The 17376-nt window shown below is 70.2% G+C and carries 13 protein-coding genes; 12 read left to right on the top strand and 1 reads right to left on the bottom strand.

The window, feature by feature from the left end; translation table 11 throughout:
• The first annotated feature begins 13 nt into the window (after nt 1-13).
• The 12 genes from ABH927_RS19900 (at nt 14) to ABH927_RS19845 (ending at nt 16127) form a co-directional block, all read left to right on the top strand.
• Complete coding sequence (locus tag ABH927_RS19900; RefSeq protein ID WP_370023640.1) at nt 14-1453, top strand: aspartate aminotransferase family protein; 1440 nt, start codon at nt 14-16, stop codon at nt 1451-1453.
• Entirely contained in the window at nt 1435-2469 is a 1035-nt protein-coding gene (locus ABH927_RS19895) for an NAD-dependent epimerase/dehydratase family protein (protein WP_370023638.1), read from the top strand. Before ABH927_RS19900 ends, ABH927_RS19895 begins: the two co-directional genes overlap by 19 nt.
• A gap of 117 nt (nt 2470-2586) precedes the next feature.
• Nucleotides 2587-3504 carry a UbiA prenyltransferase family protein gene (locus ABH927_RS19890; RefSeq protein WP_370023636.1) on the top strand — a complete coding sequence of 306 codons (918 nt, stop codon included), beginning with the start codon at nt 2587-2589 and terminating at the stop codon, nt 3502-3504.
• An 89-nt stretch (nt 3505-3593) separates the two neighbouring features.
• A complete protein-coding gene (locus ABH927_RS19885; protein WP_370023634.1) occupies nt 3594-4616 on the top strand; it encodes a glycosyltransferase family 2 protein in 1023 nt (340 codons plus the stop codon).
• Nucleotides 4613-5641 carry a glycosyltransferase family 2 protein gene (locus ABH927_RS19880; RefSeq protein WP_370023632.1) on the top strand — a complete coding sequence of 343 codons (1029 nt, stop codon included), beginning with the start codon at nt 4613-4615 and terminating at the stop codon, nt 5639-5641. Before ABH927_RS19885 ends, ABH927_RS19880 begins: the two co-directional genes overlap by 4 nt.
• Nucleotides 5638-6633, top strand: a complete 996-nt coding sequence (locus tag ABH927_RS19875; protein WP_370023630.1) for a hypothetical protein — start codon at nt 5638-5640, stop codon at nt 6631-6633. The genes ABH927_RS19880 and ABH927_RS19875 overlap by 4 nt, the downstream gene beginning before the upstream one ends.
• A gap of 14 nt (nt 6634-6647) precedes the next feature.
• Nucleotides 6648-7943 carry an endonuclease/exonuclease/phosphatase family protein gene (locus ABH927_RS19870; RefSeq protein ID WP_370023629.1) on the top strand — a complete coding sequence of 432 codons (1296 nt, stop codon included), beginning with the start codon at nt 6648-6650 and terminating at the stop codon, nt 7941-7943.
• Nucleotides 7944-7969: 26 nt separating this feature from the next.
• Entirely contained in the window at nt 7970-9001 is a 1032-nt protein-coding gene (locus ABH927_RS19865) for a glycosyltransferase family 2 protein (RefSeq protein WP_370023627.1), read from the top strand.
• A 4-nt stretch (nt 9002-9005) separates the two neighbouring features.
• Complete coding sequence (locus ABH927_RS19860; protein WP_370023626.1) at nt 9006-10097, top strand: endonuclease/exonuclease/phosphatase family protein; 1092 nt, start codon at nt 9006-9008, stop codon at nt 10095-10097.
• A 227-nt stretch (nt 10098-10324) separates the two neighbouring features.
• A complete protein-coding gene (locus tag ABH927_RS19855) occupies nt 10325-12757 on the top strand; it encodes a hypothetical protein (RefSeq protein ID WP_370023625.1) in 2433 nt (810 codons plus the stop codon).
• Between the two features lie 772 nt (nt 12758-13529).
• The gene (locus tag ABH927_RS19850) at nt 13530-14630 is read left to right on the top strand and encodes a glycoside hydrolase family 19 protein (protein ID WP_370023623.1); all 1101 of its coding nucleotides are present in this window, start codon (nt 13530-13532) and stop codon (nt 14628-14630) included.
• Between the two features lie 213 nt (nt 14631-14843).
• Nucleotides 14844-16127, top strand: coding sequence for a PP2C family protein-serine/threonine phosphatase (locus tag ABH927_RS19845; RefSeq protein WP_370023622.1), 1284 nt, complete (start codon nt 14844-14846; stop codon nt 16125-16127).
• A 52-nt stretch (nt 16128-16179) separates the two neighbouring features.
• Here the strand turns inward: ABH927_RS19845 and ABH927_RS19840 are convergent, their stop codons facing one another.
• Entirely contained in the window at nt 16180-17307 is a 1128-nt protein-coding gene (locus tag ABH927_RS19840) for a glutamate--cysteine ligase (RefSeq protein WP_370023620.1), read from the bottom strand.
• Nucleotides 17308-17376: the final 69 nt, after the last annotated feature.

Raw genomic sequence — 17376 nt, 5'->3', positions numbered from 1 at the left:
AGGGAGAGTGCGCATGTCCGAACTGATCAGCCTCGACGAATGCGAGCGGCTCACCGCGAAACACGTCCACGATCTGTACCGCCAGTATGTCAGTCGCAGCCAGGTCTCGCTCATGACGTCCTTCGGGTTCGGCCGGGAGCTCGTGGAGCGCGCGGAGGGGGCCTGGCTGTGGACGCGCGACGGCCGGCGAATCCTCGACTTCACCGGCGGGGTCGGCGTGCTGAATCACGGCCACAACCATCCGCGAATTCTGGCCGCCCGAAAGAGGTTTCAGGACGAGAAAAGGATGGAGGTCCACAAGACATATTTCTCGCCGTACGTGGCGACGCTCGGCCACAACCTCGCCCAGCTCCTGCCCGGCGACCTCAGCATGTCGTTCTTTCCCAATTCCGGCGCCGAGGCGGTCGAGGGGGCCGTCAAGATGGCCTACAAATACCACGGCGGGCGAAGGCAGCGGATCCTGCGCTCCGACATCGCCTTCCACGGAAAGCTGCTCGGCTCCGGGAGCCTCACCGGCACGCAGGAGCGATTCAGCTTTCCGGGGATCCCCGGCGTGGTCACCTACCCCTACGGCGACCTCGACGCCGTGCGCGCCGCCGTGGCCGGGGCCCGCACCCGCGACGGCGGCTGTGATGTGTACGCGATCCTCGTCGAGCCGTTCAGCGCGTCGACCATGCGCTTCTGCTCCGAGGAGTTCCTCCGGGGCCTGCGCGAGCTCTGCGACGCCAAGGGGATCGTGCTGATCTTCGACGAGATATACACAGGGTGGGGAAAGACCGGGAGCCTCTTCTATTTCATGCGCTATCCCGATCTCGTCCCGGACATCCTCACCACGTCCAAGTCGTTCGGCGGCGGCAAGTCGTCGATCTCGGCGTTCATCGCCAGAGAGCCGGTCTTCCGCAAGGCCTACGACAACCTCACCGACTCCCTGCTGCAGGCCACGAGCACGACGTACTACGGCTTCGGCGAGGAGACCGCCACCGCGATCGAGGCGGTGAACATCGCCGTCGAGGACGACTACCCGAGACGCGCGCGAGAGATCGAACGGATCATGGCGCCGGGCCTGGAGCGGATCCGCAAGGAGCACTCCGACACGGTGGCCGGCGTGCGCGGCGCGGGCGCGCTGTACGGGATCTTCCTGGACGGCGGGCCGAAGATCCTCGACCTCGCCGCGAAGATCGCTCCCGTGGGCCTGGCCCGCGATCCGCACTTCCGGATCAAGCTGATCACCTGCTCCGTCATCGACGCGCTCTACCGCGACCACGGCATCTACACCTACTACACGCTCAACGGCGACAACCCGCTGGTGGCCGCGCCACCGCTGGTCGTCGAGCCGGCGGATGTCGAGTACTTCCTCGACAGCCTCGGCCAGACCCTGGCCCAGGGCCTGCCGCGGCTGCTGACCAGGTTCGTCAGGGAGAAGGTGGCGCCGCGATGGCCGTCCGGATCGTAGTAACCGGCAGCTCCGGGATGCTGGGGGCCACCCTGGTCCAGCGGCTCGCCGGGGACGGGCACGACGTGCTCGGCGTGGACCTTCGCCCCCGGCCCGGCCAGTGCCCCGACGCGCGGTACGCCACCGGCGACATCCGCGACACCCCGCTGATGACCGACCTCATGACCGGCGCCGGCGCCGTGGTGCACTGCGCGGCCGCGCTGCCGAGCTACCCGGCCGACGAGATCCGCGCCGTGATCGTCGACGGCACCCGCAGCGTCCTCCAGGCCGCGCACCGGGCCGGCGTGCCACGCGTCGTGCACATCTCCTCCACCGCCGTGTACGGCCTGCCGACGCTGGTGCCCACGCCGGAGGACCATCCCCGGGAGCCGGTCGACCACTACAGCCGGGCCAAGGCGGCGGCCGAGGAGGTGGCGGAGAAATACCGCGCCGAGGGCATGTGCGTGCCCATCCTGCGGCCGAAGACCTTCCTCGGGCCGGGCCGCATGGGCCTGTTCTCGATGCTCTTCGAGTGGGCGGAACAGGGCCGCAACTTCCCGATCCTGGGACGCGGCGACGTCCGCATCCAGATGCTCGCCATCGACGACCTGGTCGACGCCGTCGTGCGCGCGCTCACCGCCCCCGAGAGCGTGGCCGGCGACACCTACAACATCGGGGCGGCGGACTTCGGCACGCTCCGGGACGACTTCCAGGCGGTCCTCGACGCGGCCGGCCACGGCAAGCGCGTGGTGCCGCTGCCGGCCAAGCCCACCGTGGCGGTCCTGCGACTGCTGGGGAAGACGGGGCTCTCCCCGGTGTACGAGCGCCTGATCTTCAAGCTGCTCGCGGACTCCTACGTCAGCATCGACAAGGCGCGCGACCGGCTCGGCTTCGAGCCGCGCCTGTCGAATCAGGACGCGATCCTGCGCACCTACGAGTGGTGGCGGGAGAACCCCGCGCCGCCTTCACGTGGCGGCCGGACCAGCCGCGACGCGTGGCGGCAGGGCGCCCTGTCGCTCGTGAGAGTCCTCTTCTAGTCCCGGCCGGAGGTGCACATGCGGGTCATTGAACCGCCCTTCAGTGCCGGAAGAGAGGGCACAGGGCGAGAGGGCACAGGGCGAGAGGGCACAGGGCGAGAGGGCACGGTCGAGAGTGTGGCGAGCGGCCGGCCGGGCACGCTGGCCGGCCTCGTGACGCTCATCCGGCCGCTCCACTCGGCCAAGAGTCTTCTCCTCGTCCCCATCGCGCTCGCCGACACCGGCGACTGGACGCTCGCGGCGCTCGGCCGGATCGGCTGGGCCGTCGCCGCGTTCGTCCTGGCCGGCGCCTGCGTCTACGTCGGCAACGACATCGTGGACCGGCACCGCGATCGTCTTCATCCCGTCAAGTGCCATCGGCCGATCGCCGCCGGCCGCGTGCCGGTGCGGGTGGCGCTCGTCTACCTCGTCTTCCTGCTCGCCGTCCTCGGTGGGGTGATCGGCTTCGGGCCGGGCAGGCCGTACTGGCCGGTCCTGGCCTATCTCGTGCTCAACGTCGCCTACAGCCGGGTGCTCAAGCACATCCCGCTGATCGACGTGGGCACGGTCGCCCTGGGCTTCGCGCTCCGCGTCATCCAGGGATACCTCGCGATCGGGGAGCGGATCTCCGGCTGGCTGGTCGTCGCGGTGTTCTCGCTGTCGCTGCTGCTGGTCATCGGCAAGCGCCGGCAGGAACTGGTGGAGAGCGGGCCGGCCCACCGGCCCGCGCTTCGCGGCTACTCGGTGGAGCTGGCCGACCATCTGCTCCAGCTCACCTGCGTGCTCACCGCGGTCGCCGGGCTGATCTACGTGCGCACCGAGGCGCCCCTCGGCCCGTACGGCCAGGCGGCGATGCTGCTGTCCACTCCGCTGGCCCTCTTCGCCCTGTTCCGCTATCTCCAGGTGGTGCTCGTGGACGGCGGCGGGGGCGATCCCGTGCGGGGGTTGCTGCGTGACCGCGGCATCGCCGTCACGGGCGTGGCGCTGGCGATCGTGCTCGGCGTGACGACCGTGCTCGCCCGTCACCCGGCACTGGCCGCCGAGATCCTCCGATGAGGCGCCACGACGATGAACCCGAGCGAAAGGCGGCAGCCGTGTCCCGATCGTCCCCTCCAGTGCCGGTTCCTCCAGTGCCGGTTCCTCCAGTGCCGGTCCCTCTGGTGTCGGTCATCGTCCCGGCCCACAACGCCGAGAAGACGCTGCGCGCCTGTCTCGGGTCGGCGCTGGCGCAGACCTACCCCCGGATCGAGGTGATCGTCGTCGACGACGCCAGCACGGACGGCTCACGGGCCATCGCCGAGGAGTCGCCGTGCGCGCTGGTCGCCCAGCCGTACAACATGGGGGTGTCGGCGGCCAGAAACGCCGGGGCGGCGGCGAGCCGCGGCGAGATCCTCTTCTTCCTCGACTCCGACGTCGGCCTCGCCCCGGACGCGGTCGAGAACGCCGTGCGGCTGCTCCGTGAGGATCCGGGCTGCGGCTGCGTCTACGGCGTCTACGGCAAGGAGCCGCTCATCGACGACGGGCCCGTCGAGATCTATCGGACGCTGCGCATGCACCACGCCCTCGTCAAGGGGGCCGGCCTGACGAAGACCGCCATCTTCGCCCTGGCCGCCGTCCCCCGCGCGGTGTTCGAGGAGGTCGGACCGTTCGACACCAGGCTGCGCAGCGCCGAGGACGACGAGTACAGCGAGCGCCTGCTGGTGCGGCACCGCATCCGCCTCTCGGGCGAGGTCACCGGCCGGCACGACGAGGCCGACCGGCTCCTGCCCCTGCTCAAGGAGCAGTATCGGCGCTCGCAGTTCCTCCTCTTCTCCGCGCGGAACCGGCTGCGCCGCGACGCTCTGGTGATCAACCGGATGTCCGGCATCCTCACGACCGCGCTCACCATGGCCTCCGTCCCGGTCGCCCTCGTGTGGCCGCCGGCGCTGCCGCTTCCGGTGGCCTTCCTCGCCCTGTTCGCCGTCTCCGACCCGCCGCTGTCGCGCTTCGTGCTACGGGAGAAGGGGCCCGCCTTCCTCGCGTACTTCACGGTCGTGCACTTCCTCTCCCACGCGGCGCAACTTTGCGGGGCCGCCACGGGGTGGGTGCGCGCCACCCTCGACTCCTCCTTCGGGCCGTCCCACCGGGCGGCCCTCCACGCCCACCCTCGAAAGGCCGGTGAATCATGACGTCGACCGCGGCACCCCTCGTGTCGGTCATCATCCCCAACTACAACTACGGGGACGTGCTCAAGCTGTGCCTGAAGTCCGTCCTGGCACAGACGTACGCCAACATCGAGATCCTCTACGTGGACGACTGCAGCACCGACGACTCCGTGGAGGTCGCCCGGTCGCTGGGCGTGCGAGTGCTCAGCACGGGGCGCAACAGCGGGGTGTGCGTCGCCCGCAACCTCGGGGTGGAGCACGCGCGCGGCGATGTGCTCTTCTTCCTCGACTCCGACGTCGCGCTCGCCCCGGACGCGGTCGCCGAAGCGGTCCGGCTGCTCCAGTCAGACCCGAAGATCGGCGCGGTCTCCGGCAACTACGAGCCGATCCCGCTGCGGCGCGACAGCCTCGTCAAGGAGTACCGCACGCTCTACCGCCACTACTGGTATCTGGTCGCCGAGGGTCCGATCAAGGGATTCCTCCCCGTGGCGATCATCGCCTTCCCGCGCGCGGTGTGGGAGGAGGTCGGCCCGTGGACGGCCGAGCTCACCCAGTCGGAGGGCACCGACGTGGGCGAGCGGCTCGCCAGCAAGTGGGAGGTGCTGCTCACCTCGGCCGTGCGCGGCCGGCACGACGACGACGCCACGCTCCGCGTCGCGCTGCGCAAGGTCTTCACCCGCACCCGGGTGCACGTGCCGTTCTTCCTCCAGCCCAGGTACGCCCCCGGAGTCATCGGCTCGCCGGAGTCGCGGGCGAGCCTCGCCGCCGCGCTGACGGTCGCGACCCTGCCCGTGCCGCTGCTGACCGGAGCGGCCTGGACGGCGGTGCTGCCCGTGCTGACGTTCCTCGCCTATCTCGCCATCGACTGGCGGATGTACCGGTTCGTGTTCGCCAGCCGTACGGCCGCCTTCGGGCTCTTCTTCGTCGGCGTGCACTTCCTGGTCAACGTGACCATCGCGCTGGGCGCGGGCATCGGGATCCTGCAGTGGCTCACGTCGCGGTCCTTCCGCCGCCTGTACGGCACGGGCCGGGAGAAGGCGCCCGCATGACCGCCGTCGACCAGGCCCGGCGGGCGGAGGGGCGCACGACCCGCACGACCCGCCAGAAGGTGTTCGCGGCGCTGCGCCTGACCGCCTACGTGCTCGTGCTCGGGCTGCTGGGCTACCAACTCTGGCGGGTGCGCCACGGGCTCGGCGAGAGCCTGCGGCTCGTGGGCTGGGGCAACGCGTCGCTGGCGGTGGCGCTCGCCGCCGTCGGCGGGATGCCCGGCTTCTTCGGCTGGCGCATGCTGCTCGCCGGGCTCGGCACCCGCCTGTCGCTGCCGGTGGCGATCCGGGTCTTCTTCCTCGCGGGGGTCACCCGCTACCTGCCGGGCGGCGTCTGGCCGGCTGTGGCGCACGCCGCGCTGGCCCGGCCGCTCGGCGAGCCGCCCGCCCGGCTGGCCGGGGCCTTCGTGGCCAGCCAGGGGCTGGGAGTGGTCGCGGGGCTCGTGGTCGGGCTCGTGGCCCTCCCCCGGCTCGTCGCGTCGAACCCGATCTGGTGGGCGCTGCTGCCGCTCGTGGCCGCCGCGCTCGTGCCCCTGGCCGCGCCCCGGCTGCTGGCCCCGCTGCTCGGCGTCGCACAGCGGATCCTGCGGCGCGGCGAGGGTACGGCTCCCGCCCTGCCCGGCCGGCGGACCCTGCTCGCGGTCACCGGACTGATGACGGTGGGCTGGCTGATCAGCGGCCTGCACGTCACGGTGCTCGCGGTCGCGCTGGGCGCGCCTCCCGCCGGCGCGATGACGATCGGGATCGGCGGTTTCGCCCTGTCGACCGTGGCCGGCATCTTCACCATCGTCATGCCGTCCGGCCTCGGGGCGCGCGAGGCCGTGCTCGGGCTCACGGTGGCCACCCTGCTCACCGGACCCGGCCTGGTCACGCTGGTGGCCCTGAGCCGGGTGCTGATCACCGTGGCCGACATCGCGGGCACGGGGATCGCCCTGGGAGTGGTCGCGTGGTCCGGCCGGCGGCGCCCCCGCCCCTCCCCCCTCCCGGCGCCATGACGCATCCCCTTCGTGTGCGCGAGGCTGAGGCCGAGCCGCGGGGCACGCAGCGCGCGATGACGGCACGGTGGACGCGCTGGGCCGGGAGAGCCGCACTCGGCGCCCTGCTGGCCTGGGTGCTACTGGCGCTCGTCAACTGGCTGACCGGCAGGTTCTGGTGGTGGGGCGGAGCCGTACCGCTCCTGCTGTTCTTCACCGGGCCGGTCGTGGTGCTCGGGTCGGTGCCGATGCTGCTGCTCGTCCGATCGCCGCTGCCCCGTCCGCAACGGGCGCTGATCAGCCTTTCCGTGGCGCTAGTGGCGCTCACCGTCCTGCGCGGGCTGCTCTCGGGCCACACGTGGCTGTGGGTCGTCCCGGACCTGATGGTGCCGCCCCTGCTGTACGCGGCGCTGCCGGTGACGCTGCTCGTGGCCCTGCTGGTGCTGCGGCTGTGCCGGGTCGAGGTCGCACGCGCGACCCACTGGTGGACGGTCGTGCCGACCGCGGCCGCCCTCGTCCTCGCCCTGGTCCTGGGTCAGGCCGGGCTGAACGCGCCGTGGAACGGGGGCGGGGACGGGCCCGCTCCCGCCGGCGCGCTGCACGTGGTCTCCTGGGACACCTACTGCTGGGACACCACCGATGACCCGGCCCGCTTCTTCCGCTACCTGAGGCGGTGGCGTGCCGACGTCTACCTGCTGCAGGAGCACGCGAAGTGCGCGCCGGGGGCGCAGGTGCCGCTCGACGACAGCGAGGAACTGCGGCGCGAATTCCCCGGTTATCACTTCGCCGCCGACGAGGGTCTTCTGACGATCTCGCGCCTTCCGATCGTGAGCCAGACGCCGGTCGGAGCGAATCCGAACCCGTATGCGGCCAACTGGACGCACGCCGCCATGCGCACCGATGTGCGGACGGCCGGGCGCGTTCTCTCGATATACAACGCGCATTTCTACGACATGCTCTATCTGAGCTCCAGCCCGCTGACGCCGGAGTTCTACCGCGCCATCGAAACGCTGGACGCCGAAAGACAGATCCAGCTTCGGCGGCTCGTCGCCGACATCGACGCGAATCCCCATCCCGTGCTGGCGTCCGGAAATCTCAACATCCTGCCCGGCACGGGACTCGCGCGACGGCTCGATCACCTGAAGGACGCGAGCCGGGCCGGGAATTCGCCCTATCCGGCCACGCTGACCTTCGCCGGCCTGCGCCTATGGAAGATGGACTGGACCCTCACCTCGCGCGACGTGAACGTCCACCGCTATGACCTGCGCTCACCGGAAGGCATGTCGAGCCACCACCTTCAGGACATGGTCGTATCACTCGCCACTCGGTAAGGCACCGCTGGAAAGGGAGGTAACACATGGAACCGCTTCGCCCGCTGGTCACCGTCATCGTTCCCAACTACAATCACGCGCGGTTTCTGCCATTGTGTCTCCAGGCCATCAAGGAGCAGACCTACTCCCCCATGGAAATCGTCGTGGTGGACGACCACAGCACCGACGAATCGGTGCGGATCGCGGAATCCATGGGGGTGAACGTGATACGGACTCCGGCCAACGGCGGCGCCGCGGTCGCCCGCAATACGGGGGCCGCCTGGGCCAGTGGCGACATATTGTTCTTCGTGGATTCCGACGTGGCGCTGGCGCCGGACGCGGTCGCCGTAGGCGTGGCGCTCCTTGAGAAGGACCCGAACCTCGGGGCCGCGTGCGGGATCGAGGACCCCGAGCCGCTGATCCGGTCCACCAGGGTCGAGGACTACCGCGCCCTTCAGCACCATTACTGGTCGATCGCGTCGGAGGGCGAGGTCTCCTTCCTGTGGTCGGCGATGTTCGCGATCCGGGCCGCCGTCTTCGCCGAGGTCGGGCCGTTCAACCCGCGACTGCGGTACACCGAGGAGGTCGACTACGGCCACCGGCTCAGCCGCCGGCACACCGTCCTGATCACCTCGGCCATCCACGGCCGGATGGGCCATGACCGCGAGCTGGGGACGCTGCTGCGCAAGCTCTTCCACCGGGGCCGCCTGCGGGTGCCCCTGTACGCGCGACGGCGGAAGTTCGCCCAGGGGTACGAGACGGCGTCACGGGCCTGGGGCTCCGTGGCGGCGCTCCTCGCGGTCGCCGCGCTGCCGCTGCCGCTGGTCTTCGGCCCCGTGGCGACAGCCGTACCGGCGCTGCTGCTGGCGGCCTCGCTCGCGTGCGACGCGGGGATGTACCGGTTCGTGTTCTCCCGGCGGTGCCCGCTCTTCGGCGTGTTCTTCGCCGGCGTGCACTTCCTGGTGAACCTGGTCATCATCGCCGGGGTGGCCGCGGGAGCGGCGCAGTGGTTCCTCTCCGGCAGGTTCCGCGGGATCTACGAGGCGCCGGCCCCGGCCGCGCTGCCGGCCGGAGGCTGATCACTTGTCGAACGCTCTTGGAACAAGGGCCGCCCCGGCCGCCGAGGCCAGGGGCCGCCCGCGCCGGTGGCGGGGCCGCCTGGTCCTCACGGTGACGGCGGCGTGGCTGCTGTTCGTCGCCCTGCACCGCCTGCTGTCCGGCCGGTTCTGGCTGTGGCTGCTGCCCGACCTGGTGCCGCCGCTCGTCTACCTGGCCGGTCCGCTCCTGCTGCTCGCCGCCACTCCCCTCGCGGGCCGGCTCCGGCGGTGGTGCGCGGTCCTGGCGGTCGTGTCCCTCGCCCTCGGCGTCGACCAGAGCGCGCTCAATCTGACCGGCGATGGATCACCGGCTCCGCCTGGCGCTGTCCGCGTGGTGTCGTGGAACACCGAGTACTGGCACCAGGACGACGATCCCGGGCACTTCTACGGTTTCCTGAAGGCCCAGCACGCCGACGTCTACCTTCTGCAGGAATACCTGTCCTGGACGGACGACACTCCCCGGCAGGTCGACGACCTGGCCCGGCTGCGCCAGGAGTTCCCCGGCTACCAGATCGCGGTCGAGGGAGAGCTGGTCACGCTGTCGCGCTTTCCCATCGTGGCCAGCCCGCCGGTGGGACCCGCCAGAGCTCTCAGCTCGGGCTCCCCGTGGCTGTCGGCGTTCACGCTGGGCAAGGTGCTGCGGACGGACCTGCGGATCGGCACGTCCATCCTCTCGCTGTACAACGTGCACATCCCCACGCAGTACATGCTGAACGAGAACCCTCTCACTCCGGCGTTCTACACGTTCCTGCAGGACCGGAACGCCGCCCGCAAGGCGCAGTTCGACGGCCTGGAGGCCGACGTCGGCGCCAACCGCAACCCGCTCCTCGTGGCCGGCGACTTCAACAGCACGTACGCCATGGGGGACATGGGGTGGCTGTTCCACCGGCTGTCGAGCGCCAACCGGGCGGCCCGCTCTCTCTACCCCGCCTCATGGCCCGCCGGAGGCCCGGCCCTGTGGCAGCTCGACTGGGCCTTCACCTCCTCGGCCAGGGTGCACGGCTACCGGCTCCTCGACCCGGAGGGCATGTCCGACCATCGCGCGCAGGGACTGGTCATATCGATCGGCAGCACCTAGACGAGTTCCCATAGCTGCCGGTTCGCTTTTCCCAAAGGGAACAAATAATTCGGAAATGGAGAGAACACAGTCACGCCTTCGTCACGATTACGGTGGTTTCGGCAACCGCGGCTTCGATGCTTTCGTCTTCGATGTACCTGGACGCAGAACACGAGGACAAAATGGGCAAATTACGCATATGGGTCGCACGGTCAGTCGTTTTGGCGTTACTCCTTCCAATAGTCACCGTGCAGGCCCTCGTCTCCCCGGCGGCTGCGGTGAGCTGCTTCGAGCTGCCCGTCGGGGGTTTCCAGCCGGTGCCCGAGGCATGGAGCGTGCACGTGGCCCCGTTCACCGGCACGGTCACCCTCGATGCGGAACGATTCATCGGCTGGAGCAAGGCGGAGATCCGTTGGAGCGACGGAGCGACGACCCCGCTGCCCATCGGCTCCTGCGAGAACGCGGCGAACGAACCGGTCTACACCGTGAAACCCTTCAGCGTCTCCCATACATTCAACGGCGACGGGGGCGCCGCGGCCTGTTTCGCCTATGGCGGGACGACGAACGACGGTCGCACCGAAGAGGTCTCCTGCCCCTATGACACCTGGCGGACCGGATGGGCCGTTTACCCGGCTGACGGCGATCTGGACGGCGACGGCGTGCCGAACAACGCCGACGCCTGCTTTCTCCAACCGGGGCCCGTGGCGAACCATGGATGCCCCGAAGACGCGCCCAGTCCGACTCCGTCCGACTGCGGCAAACCCACGCTCGACTTGGGCCCAGAGGGCGTCGTCGATCATCTGTCGGACGTGGAACTGACGGCGAAGGCGACCTTCCCCGCCGGCTCCGACCCCACCGCCTACTCCTACACCTGGCGGAAGATCACCGGCCCGGGAAGCGTGACCTTCGCCCCGAACCAGGTGGGGACCCGTGTGGGGTCCACCCTCCACGTCAACACGACCGCCTCGTTCTCCAGGAAGGGCACGTACACGCTGGAGTTCGAGGCGAAATCAGGCGACTGCGCCGCCTCGAAGACCCTCACGCTCGACCTGGCGACGCTGAAGGCCGCGCTCACCCTCAGCCCGGCCGGCGGCACCGCTCCCCTGAAGAACGTACGGCTGGACGCCCGCGAGTCCCAGGGCGCCACCACCTACGCCTTCGAGGTACGCCGCCTCGACAGCGCCGGAGCGCCCGCCGGCGACCCGCTGCCGTTGACCGGCTCCGGCGACCCGGCGGTGCGGTCGGTGGACCTGCTGACCGCCGGGAACTACCGCGCGAAGGTGACCGTGGGCGACGGAACCGACACCGATACGGCCACGCGGGACATCACCGTTTCCGGCCTGAGGATCGTCGCCGACCACTCCGACGCGCATCAGAAGATCCGGGGGGCCGTCGTTCCGGCCACAGGAGCATGCCCGGTCTCTCTCACTGTCGAGAGCATCAAGGACGACTCCGCGGTCTGGAACGCGCTCAAGCCGGTCCCGCGCGACGGCGCCACGCTGCCCCCGGGGCCTGAGGCGACCTTGCCCAAGGCCGTCGACCCGAACGGCGCCGCCGCCCTCGCTCCTCAGGGCTATGGCAGCCTCACCTGGCCCAACGCCTGCTTCACCGCGCCCGATCAGGTCATCACCGTCACCTACGACCTGCTCGATCCCCTGGCGCTCAACGCGCAGTACCTGGACTACTTCATCCAGCTCGTCAGCCTGGGCACGATCTCCACGACGGGCCTGCAGTACGACTACCGCAACCTGGCCGCCTTCCAGCGCGGCCTCCGCGGCGACGCGCGCCGAGTGTGGGACTGCCTGACCCGCAACCCCGTCTCGGTGACCACGGCGGAGAACGTGGTGTGCGCGCTGCCGAGCGCGGTGCGGCTGGTGAGTGACCCCGCCCAGCGGGATCGCCTGCTGTCCCAGCTGGCGACCGTCGCCAACGGGCTGTACATCACCGAAGAGACGCGCAGGGCATACGAGGCGATCAGCCAGCTCAATCCCGCGGACATCGCCAAGTACGCGGCCCGGGTGGTCTCCGGGGACCTGGGCGTCGACATCGGCGACGGCCAAGCCGTCCTTGGGGCGTTCAAGCAGCAGGAGGCGGCGAGCAAGGCCCTGTCGGAGGCGGCCGACACCGCGGAGAAGGCTGGTGTGGAAAGCCTGGACAAGTCCCGCACCGACCTCCAGCAGGCCCGCGAGGTCCTGAGGACCGCGGGTCAGGACCGCGCCGTCGCCACCCGTTTCGTCAACGCCGAAAAGGCTCTGGCCACCTGCCAGCAGACGCGCCCCGGGCGATGCGCGAATCTGGTCACCGCACTCAACGCGGCGCGCCAGGCACTGGTACCGGTCGCTCAGCGCTACCAGGTGACGGCCGACTCGGCCGCGCTGGCCCGGATCACCGCCTTCATCACCGCTCAGCAGAGCAGGGTGGACGCCCTGGTCGTCGCCGTACAGGACGCGATCAAGGCCATTCCCGTCCTCCGGCGAGCCGCGACCCAGGCCACCCGCGCCCTGCACGCCGCCGAAGCTCTGACGAAGGTGGCCGTCGCCGTGGGACCGCTCATCATGCTCTTCCAGCAAACCGCGGCCTACCTGGACGCTCGCGACCACGGTGCCCTCACGGGCGCGGTCTACTTCGTCGCCTGTGGCCCGGAGAGCCACAGGGCCGTCTGTCGTGGAGAGAGCCGCTAGAAGGTGCGGGGAGCCGGGCCGCGGCCCGGCTCCCCGCGCTAGCTCTGCCGGAGCGCTGGCATCGGGATCGGGATGGCGTAGGCGGTGGCCCCACCGCCCACGCCGCCTTCGCAGCCGTTCGGAGGGGCGGTCGTCACGCCCCGGGTCGAGGGGCCGCTCGGCCGCCCAGAACATGTAGCCGAGAAGTCCCGAGCTGGTGCCAGCGCCGTTGGGAGCGGCGGTCTGGACGAAGCTTCCCGTGGACTTCTGCAGCGACGTGGCGTAGTCGGTGCACTCGGGCCGGATCTTGCTGCCCTCGGCGATGTAGAGGCTGCCGGTGAACTTGGCCACGCCACGGACAGCGCCCCAGATGCAGGCGTCGTCGCCGCAGTGCCAGGCCCCGTAGACCTGGAGCGGCGTCACGGCGGCCTTCGCCGGGGCGGTGACGAGCAGCGGGATGAGGAGTGGGACGAGTAAGCAGAAGAGCGTGGCAGACGGCGCATGCCAACCTCCCGTGTGCGGAGAAATCGGCATGAACGTAACCGATCATGTGGTCGGCGTCCCTAGCCGTGAAGGGGACAACTGTGCATGATCTCCCACCGCGCCGAGCAGACGGAATGGGCCGAAATTTCGGGACAGGCGAAGCCTTCGCCAGATATTGACCCATGTAAGCGAAATCCTGTTGATTTGCCCTCAGTCCCGTGGTGGCTACCTCGATCCGAGGTAAGGGGGTCGTGGCGGGTCAGTCCTGTCGTCGATCTTGTACGGCTGAGCCGTACGAAGGAGTGATCAAGTGTCAAGACTGCGAATCATGGCGGCTCTGGCCGCCATGGCGGTCGCCACCGCGCTGGCGGTGGCCATGCCGATGACACCCGCGTCCGCCGCCACGTGCGCGACCGCGTGGAGCTCCTCCGCTGTCTACACGGGCGGCATGACCGCCTCCTACAACAGCCACAACTGGTCCGCGAAGTGGTGGACCCAGGGCGAGGCCCCCTCCACCGGCGGATCGGGTGTCTGGGCGGACCAGGGAGCGTGCACCGGCGGTGGCGGTGGCGGCGGTGGCGGCGGCACGACCTGCAGCTACCCGAACTGGCAGGCCGGACACAACTATGTCACCGGCGACATCGTCAAGTACACCAACGGCCAGTACTACAAGGCCTCGCACGACAACCCCGGCTATGACCCCACCATCAGCACCTGGTTCTGGGACCCGTTCACCTGCACCGGTGGCGGTGGCGGCGGTGGCGGCGGAGGCGGCGGCGGCGGCGGCGGCGGAGGTTTCGTCGTCAGCGAGTCGCAGTTCAACCAGATGTTCCCGAGCCGCAACTCCTTCTACACCTACCAGGGCCTGGTCGCGGCGCTGAGCGCCTACCCCGGCTTCGCCAACACGGGCAGCGACACGGTCAAGAAGCAGGAGGCGGCGGCCTTCCTGGCCAACGTCAACCATGAGACCGGTGGCCTGGTCTACGTCGTCGAGCAGAACACCGCGAACTACCCGCACTACTGCGACATGAGCCAGCCGTACGGCTGCCCGGCCGGCCAGGCGGCGTACTACGGCCGTGGCCCGATCCAGCTGAGCTGGAACTTCAACTACAAGGCGGCGGGTGACGCCCTCGGCATCAACCTGCTCAACAACCCCAACCTGGTGCAGACCGACCCGGCCGTGGCCTGGAAGACCGGCATCTGGTACTGGATGTCGCAGAACGGCCCCGGCACGATGACCGCGCACGCCGCGATGGTCAACGGCTATGGCTTCGGCGAGACGATCCGCAGCATCAACGGCTCCCTGGAGTGCAATGGCGGGAACCCCGCCCAGGTGCAGAGCCGGGTCGCCGCCTACCAGAGGTTCGCCGGAATCCTGGGTGTCTCCCCTGGCGGCAACCTGACCTGCTGACCCGCGCAACCCCGAATAACGCTGAATAGCCCCCGAAAGGGTGCGACCCGCCAGGTCGCACCCTTTCTCGTTCCTCCCGCTCGTTCCCGGCGTAGATTGGAAGCGCACGCCACCACGTCGCCAGTGGGCTCCACCGCGGCCACGCCACCGGCAGCCGGCCGAGCCGTACGGCACGCCGGGCGTGGGCGGACAGATCGGGGGCGGTGGACCACGATGGGCATTTCCGGTGCGGAGCGCATGCTGAGCGGACTCCTGGAGGGAAGTCACTACGCCTCCATGGAGCAACTGCCCGCTCTGCTCGCACAGCACGCCACGGGGGCGGGGCTGCACGAGGCGCTGATCTACCTCACCGATCTCCAGCAGAACGTCCTGCGCCTGCTCCCGGCCAAGCCGGAGGACGAGGAGGCGCGGGGCGAGAGCGACGAATCGTGGCGCAAGGACGCCGCGGCCGAAATCCGGATCGAGGGCACGCTCGCCGGGCGGGCGTTCCAGAGATCGCGAGGCGTCCTGGAGTCGACGGGCGAGGGCGCCGGCCGATGGTGGGTGCCGCTGCTCGACGGCACCGAGCGCCTGGGCGTCCTGAGGATCACCCCCGAGCTCGACGACGACGAAGCCAGGGACCGCATGTGGAGCCTGGCCTCGCTGGTCGCGATGCTGGTGGCGAGCAAGCGCGGCTACAGCGACTCCTTCGCCCGCTTGGTGCGCACGCGGGCGATGTCCGTGGCGGCGGAGATGCAGTGGCAGGTGATGCCGCCGCTGACGTTCATCGGCGAGGAGATCGCGATCGGAGCCGTGCTGGAGCCGGCCTACGAGGTGGGCGGGGACGCCTTCGACTACGCGATCGACGGGGACACCGTGCACCTGGCGGTCTTCGACGCGATGGGGCACGACACCGCCGCCGGTCTGACCGCGAACCTGGCGATCGCGACCTGCCGGAACCAGCGGCGCCAGGGCGGCACGCTGCTCCAGAAGGCCGAGGAGATCGAGCGCGCGCTGATCGAGCAGTTCGCCGGCAACCGCTACACGACCGCGATCATCGCGGAGTTCGACCTTCGCACGGGTGAGCTGAGCTTGATCAACCGGGGGCATCATCCTCCGGTCCTCATCCGCGGCGGCCGCTGGAACTGCGAGCTGGAGTGCCCGCCCGGCCATCCGCTCGGCACCGATCTCGGCCTGGAGACCATCGTCTGCCACGAGCAACTCGAACCCGGAGACCGTCTGATCCTCTACACCGACGGCATCACCGAGGCCCGCGACGCCTCCGGGAGGGAGTTCGGCCTGGAGCGTTTCGTCGACTTCGTGATTCGCCACCACGCCGACGGGCTGCCCGTCCCGGAGACGCTGCGCCGTCTCATGCATGCCGTGCTCGACTATCACCAGGGCGATCTCCGCGACGACGCGACCGTGCTGATCGCCGAGTGGCGGGGCCCCGCAGGGCGGAGCCCCAGGACCCCACTGGAGCACTTCGAGCAGCGCTCGCCGCAGGCGGCCACCTGACGGGCCCTCGGCAGTCAGGCGACCTTGATCACGAGCCGGGATCCGCCGTCCTCTATGACGGGAGACCGGTGACCGTCTGCTCGACCAGGAGCCTGGCGACGTCGGTGACGCGGCGGCGGCGTTCGTAGGCGGCACGCTGGCGCGCCGCCCCGGAGCCGCACCGCCGTACGAGATTCAGGGTGGAGGTCACGAACGGCAGGTCACCTGCTTCCATGAGACTCGGCCGCACGTGGTCGAGCAGGCGGCAGGCCAGTTCCCAGGCGGGCGCGCGGCTCCCGGTGAGGAGATCGAACCCCTCGCCTTCCAGGCCGTCGCGGGCCGCCCGCCAGGAGGCCGCCCGCAGCAGCGTCTGATCGACGGCCGGGGCGGGAACGCCGGCGCGCACGTCGCTCAGGGCGGTGGCGGCCAGCGCCCGGACCAGAGCGGCCACCATCGTGGCCTCCTCCGCCGTCGCGCAGGCGTCGGCCGTGCGGAACTCCAGCGTCGGCAGGTGGTGCGACAGCCGGACCAGCCAGTACACCATCCCGAAATCCATGATCGCCCCGCTGGCGTACAGACCGGCGATCAGGCCGTCGTAGTGCCGGGCCGACTCGAAGTACGGCGGAGGCTCCACGCTGGGCCATCGCGCGATCACGATCGACCGCCAGCTCGCGTATCCGGTGTCCATGGAGTCGGCGATCGGCGAGTTGCCCGCGAGCGCCTGCAGGACCGGCAGCCAGGGGCGCACGTGGTTGCTGACCCGCACCGCCTCCTCGCGGTCGGCCATGCCGACGTGGACGTGGCATCCGCACACCCCCTGCCCGCGCATGATCGCGCGAAACTCGCCGGCCATGCGGTCATAACGCGCGGAGCGGCTCAGCGGCGGCATGCCGAGGTTGCCGCTCAGCGCGGTGCCGCAGGCGGCGAGCCCCACGCCGACGGCGGCCGCGGCCTCCGACGCGACGGCCCGCGTCTCCCGCAGATCACCCTGCAGCCGCCGCAGATCCGTGTGCACGGCGCTGTTGGTCTCGACCTGGAATCGGGTGAGCTCCGGCACCATCCGGGCGCCGGTGGGCCCGCCTGCCCGCCTGCGGACTTCCTCCGCGACGGGCGCCACCTCTCCCGTCTCCGGGTCGAGCAGGAGGAACTCCTCCTCCACGCCCACCGTCAGCAGCGGGAAGCGGGCTCTCGCCGGGGCCACGCGACAGGTTCCTCCGGAGGTGCCGAGTCCGGCCTGCGCTGTCACGGCAGGCCCATTTCCGGGTCTCAG

Origin of the sequence: Planotetraspora sp. GP83 (assembly GCF_041262585.1) — a bacterium.
In the GTDB taxonomy this organism is placed as follows: Bacteria; Actinomycetota; Actinomycetes; order Streptosporangiales; family Streptosporangiaceae; genus JAOEGB01.
This window is presented reverse-complemented; position numbering and strand designations above follow the sequence as displayed.

Excerpts from the sequence above, each read along its gene's own strand:
- ABH927_RS19900 (WP_370023640.1), top strand. The coding sequence starts at position 14 with ATGTCCGAACTGATCAGCCTCGACGAATGCGAGCGGCTCACCGCGAAA.
- ABH927_RS19875 (WP_370023630.1), top strand. The coding sequence starts at position 5,638 with ATGACCGCCGTCGACCAGGCCCGGCGGGCGGAGGGGCGCACGACCCGC.
- ABH927_RS19845 (WP_370023622.1), top strand. The coding sequence starts at position 14,844 with ATGGGCATTTCCGGTGCGGAGCGCATGCTGAGCGGACTCCTGGAGGGA.
- ABH927_RS19895 (WP_370023638.1), top strand. The coding sequence starts at position 1,435 with ATGGCCGTCCGGATCGTAGTAACCGGCAGCTCCGGGATGCTGGGGGCC.
- ABH927_RS19880 (WP_370023632.1), top strand. The coding sequence starts at position 4,613 with ATGACGTCGACCGCGGCACCCCTCGTGTCGGTCATCATCCCCAACTAC.
- ABH927_RS19865 (WP_370023627.1), top strand. The coding sequence starts at position 7,970 with ATGGAACCGCTTCGCCCGCTGGTCACCGTCATCGTTCCCAACTACAAT.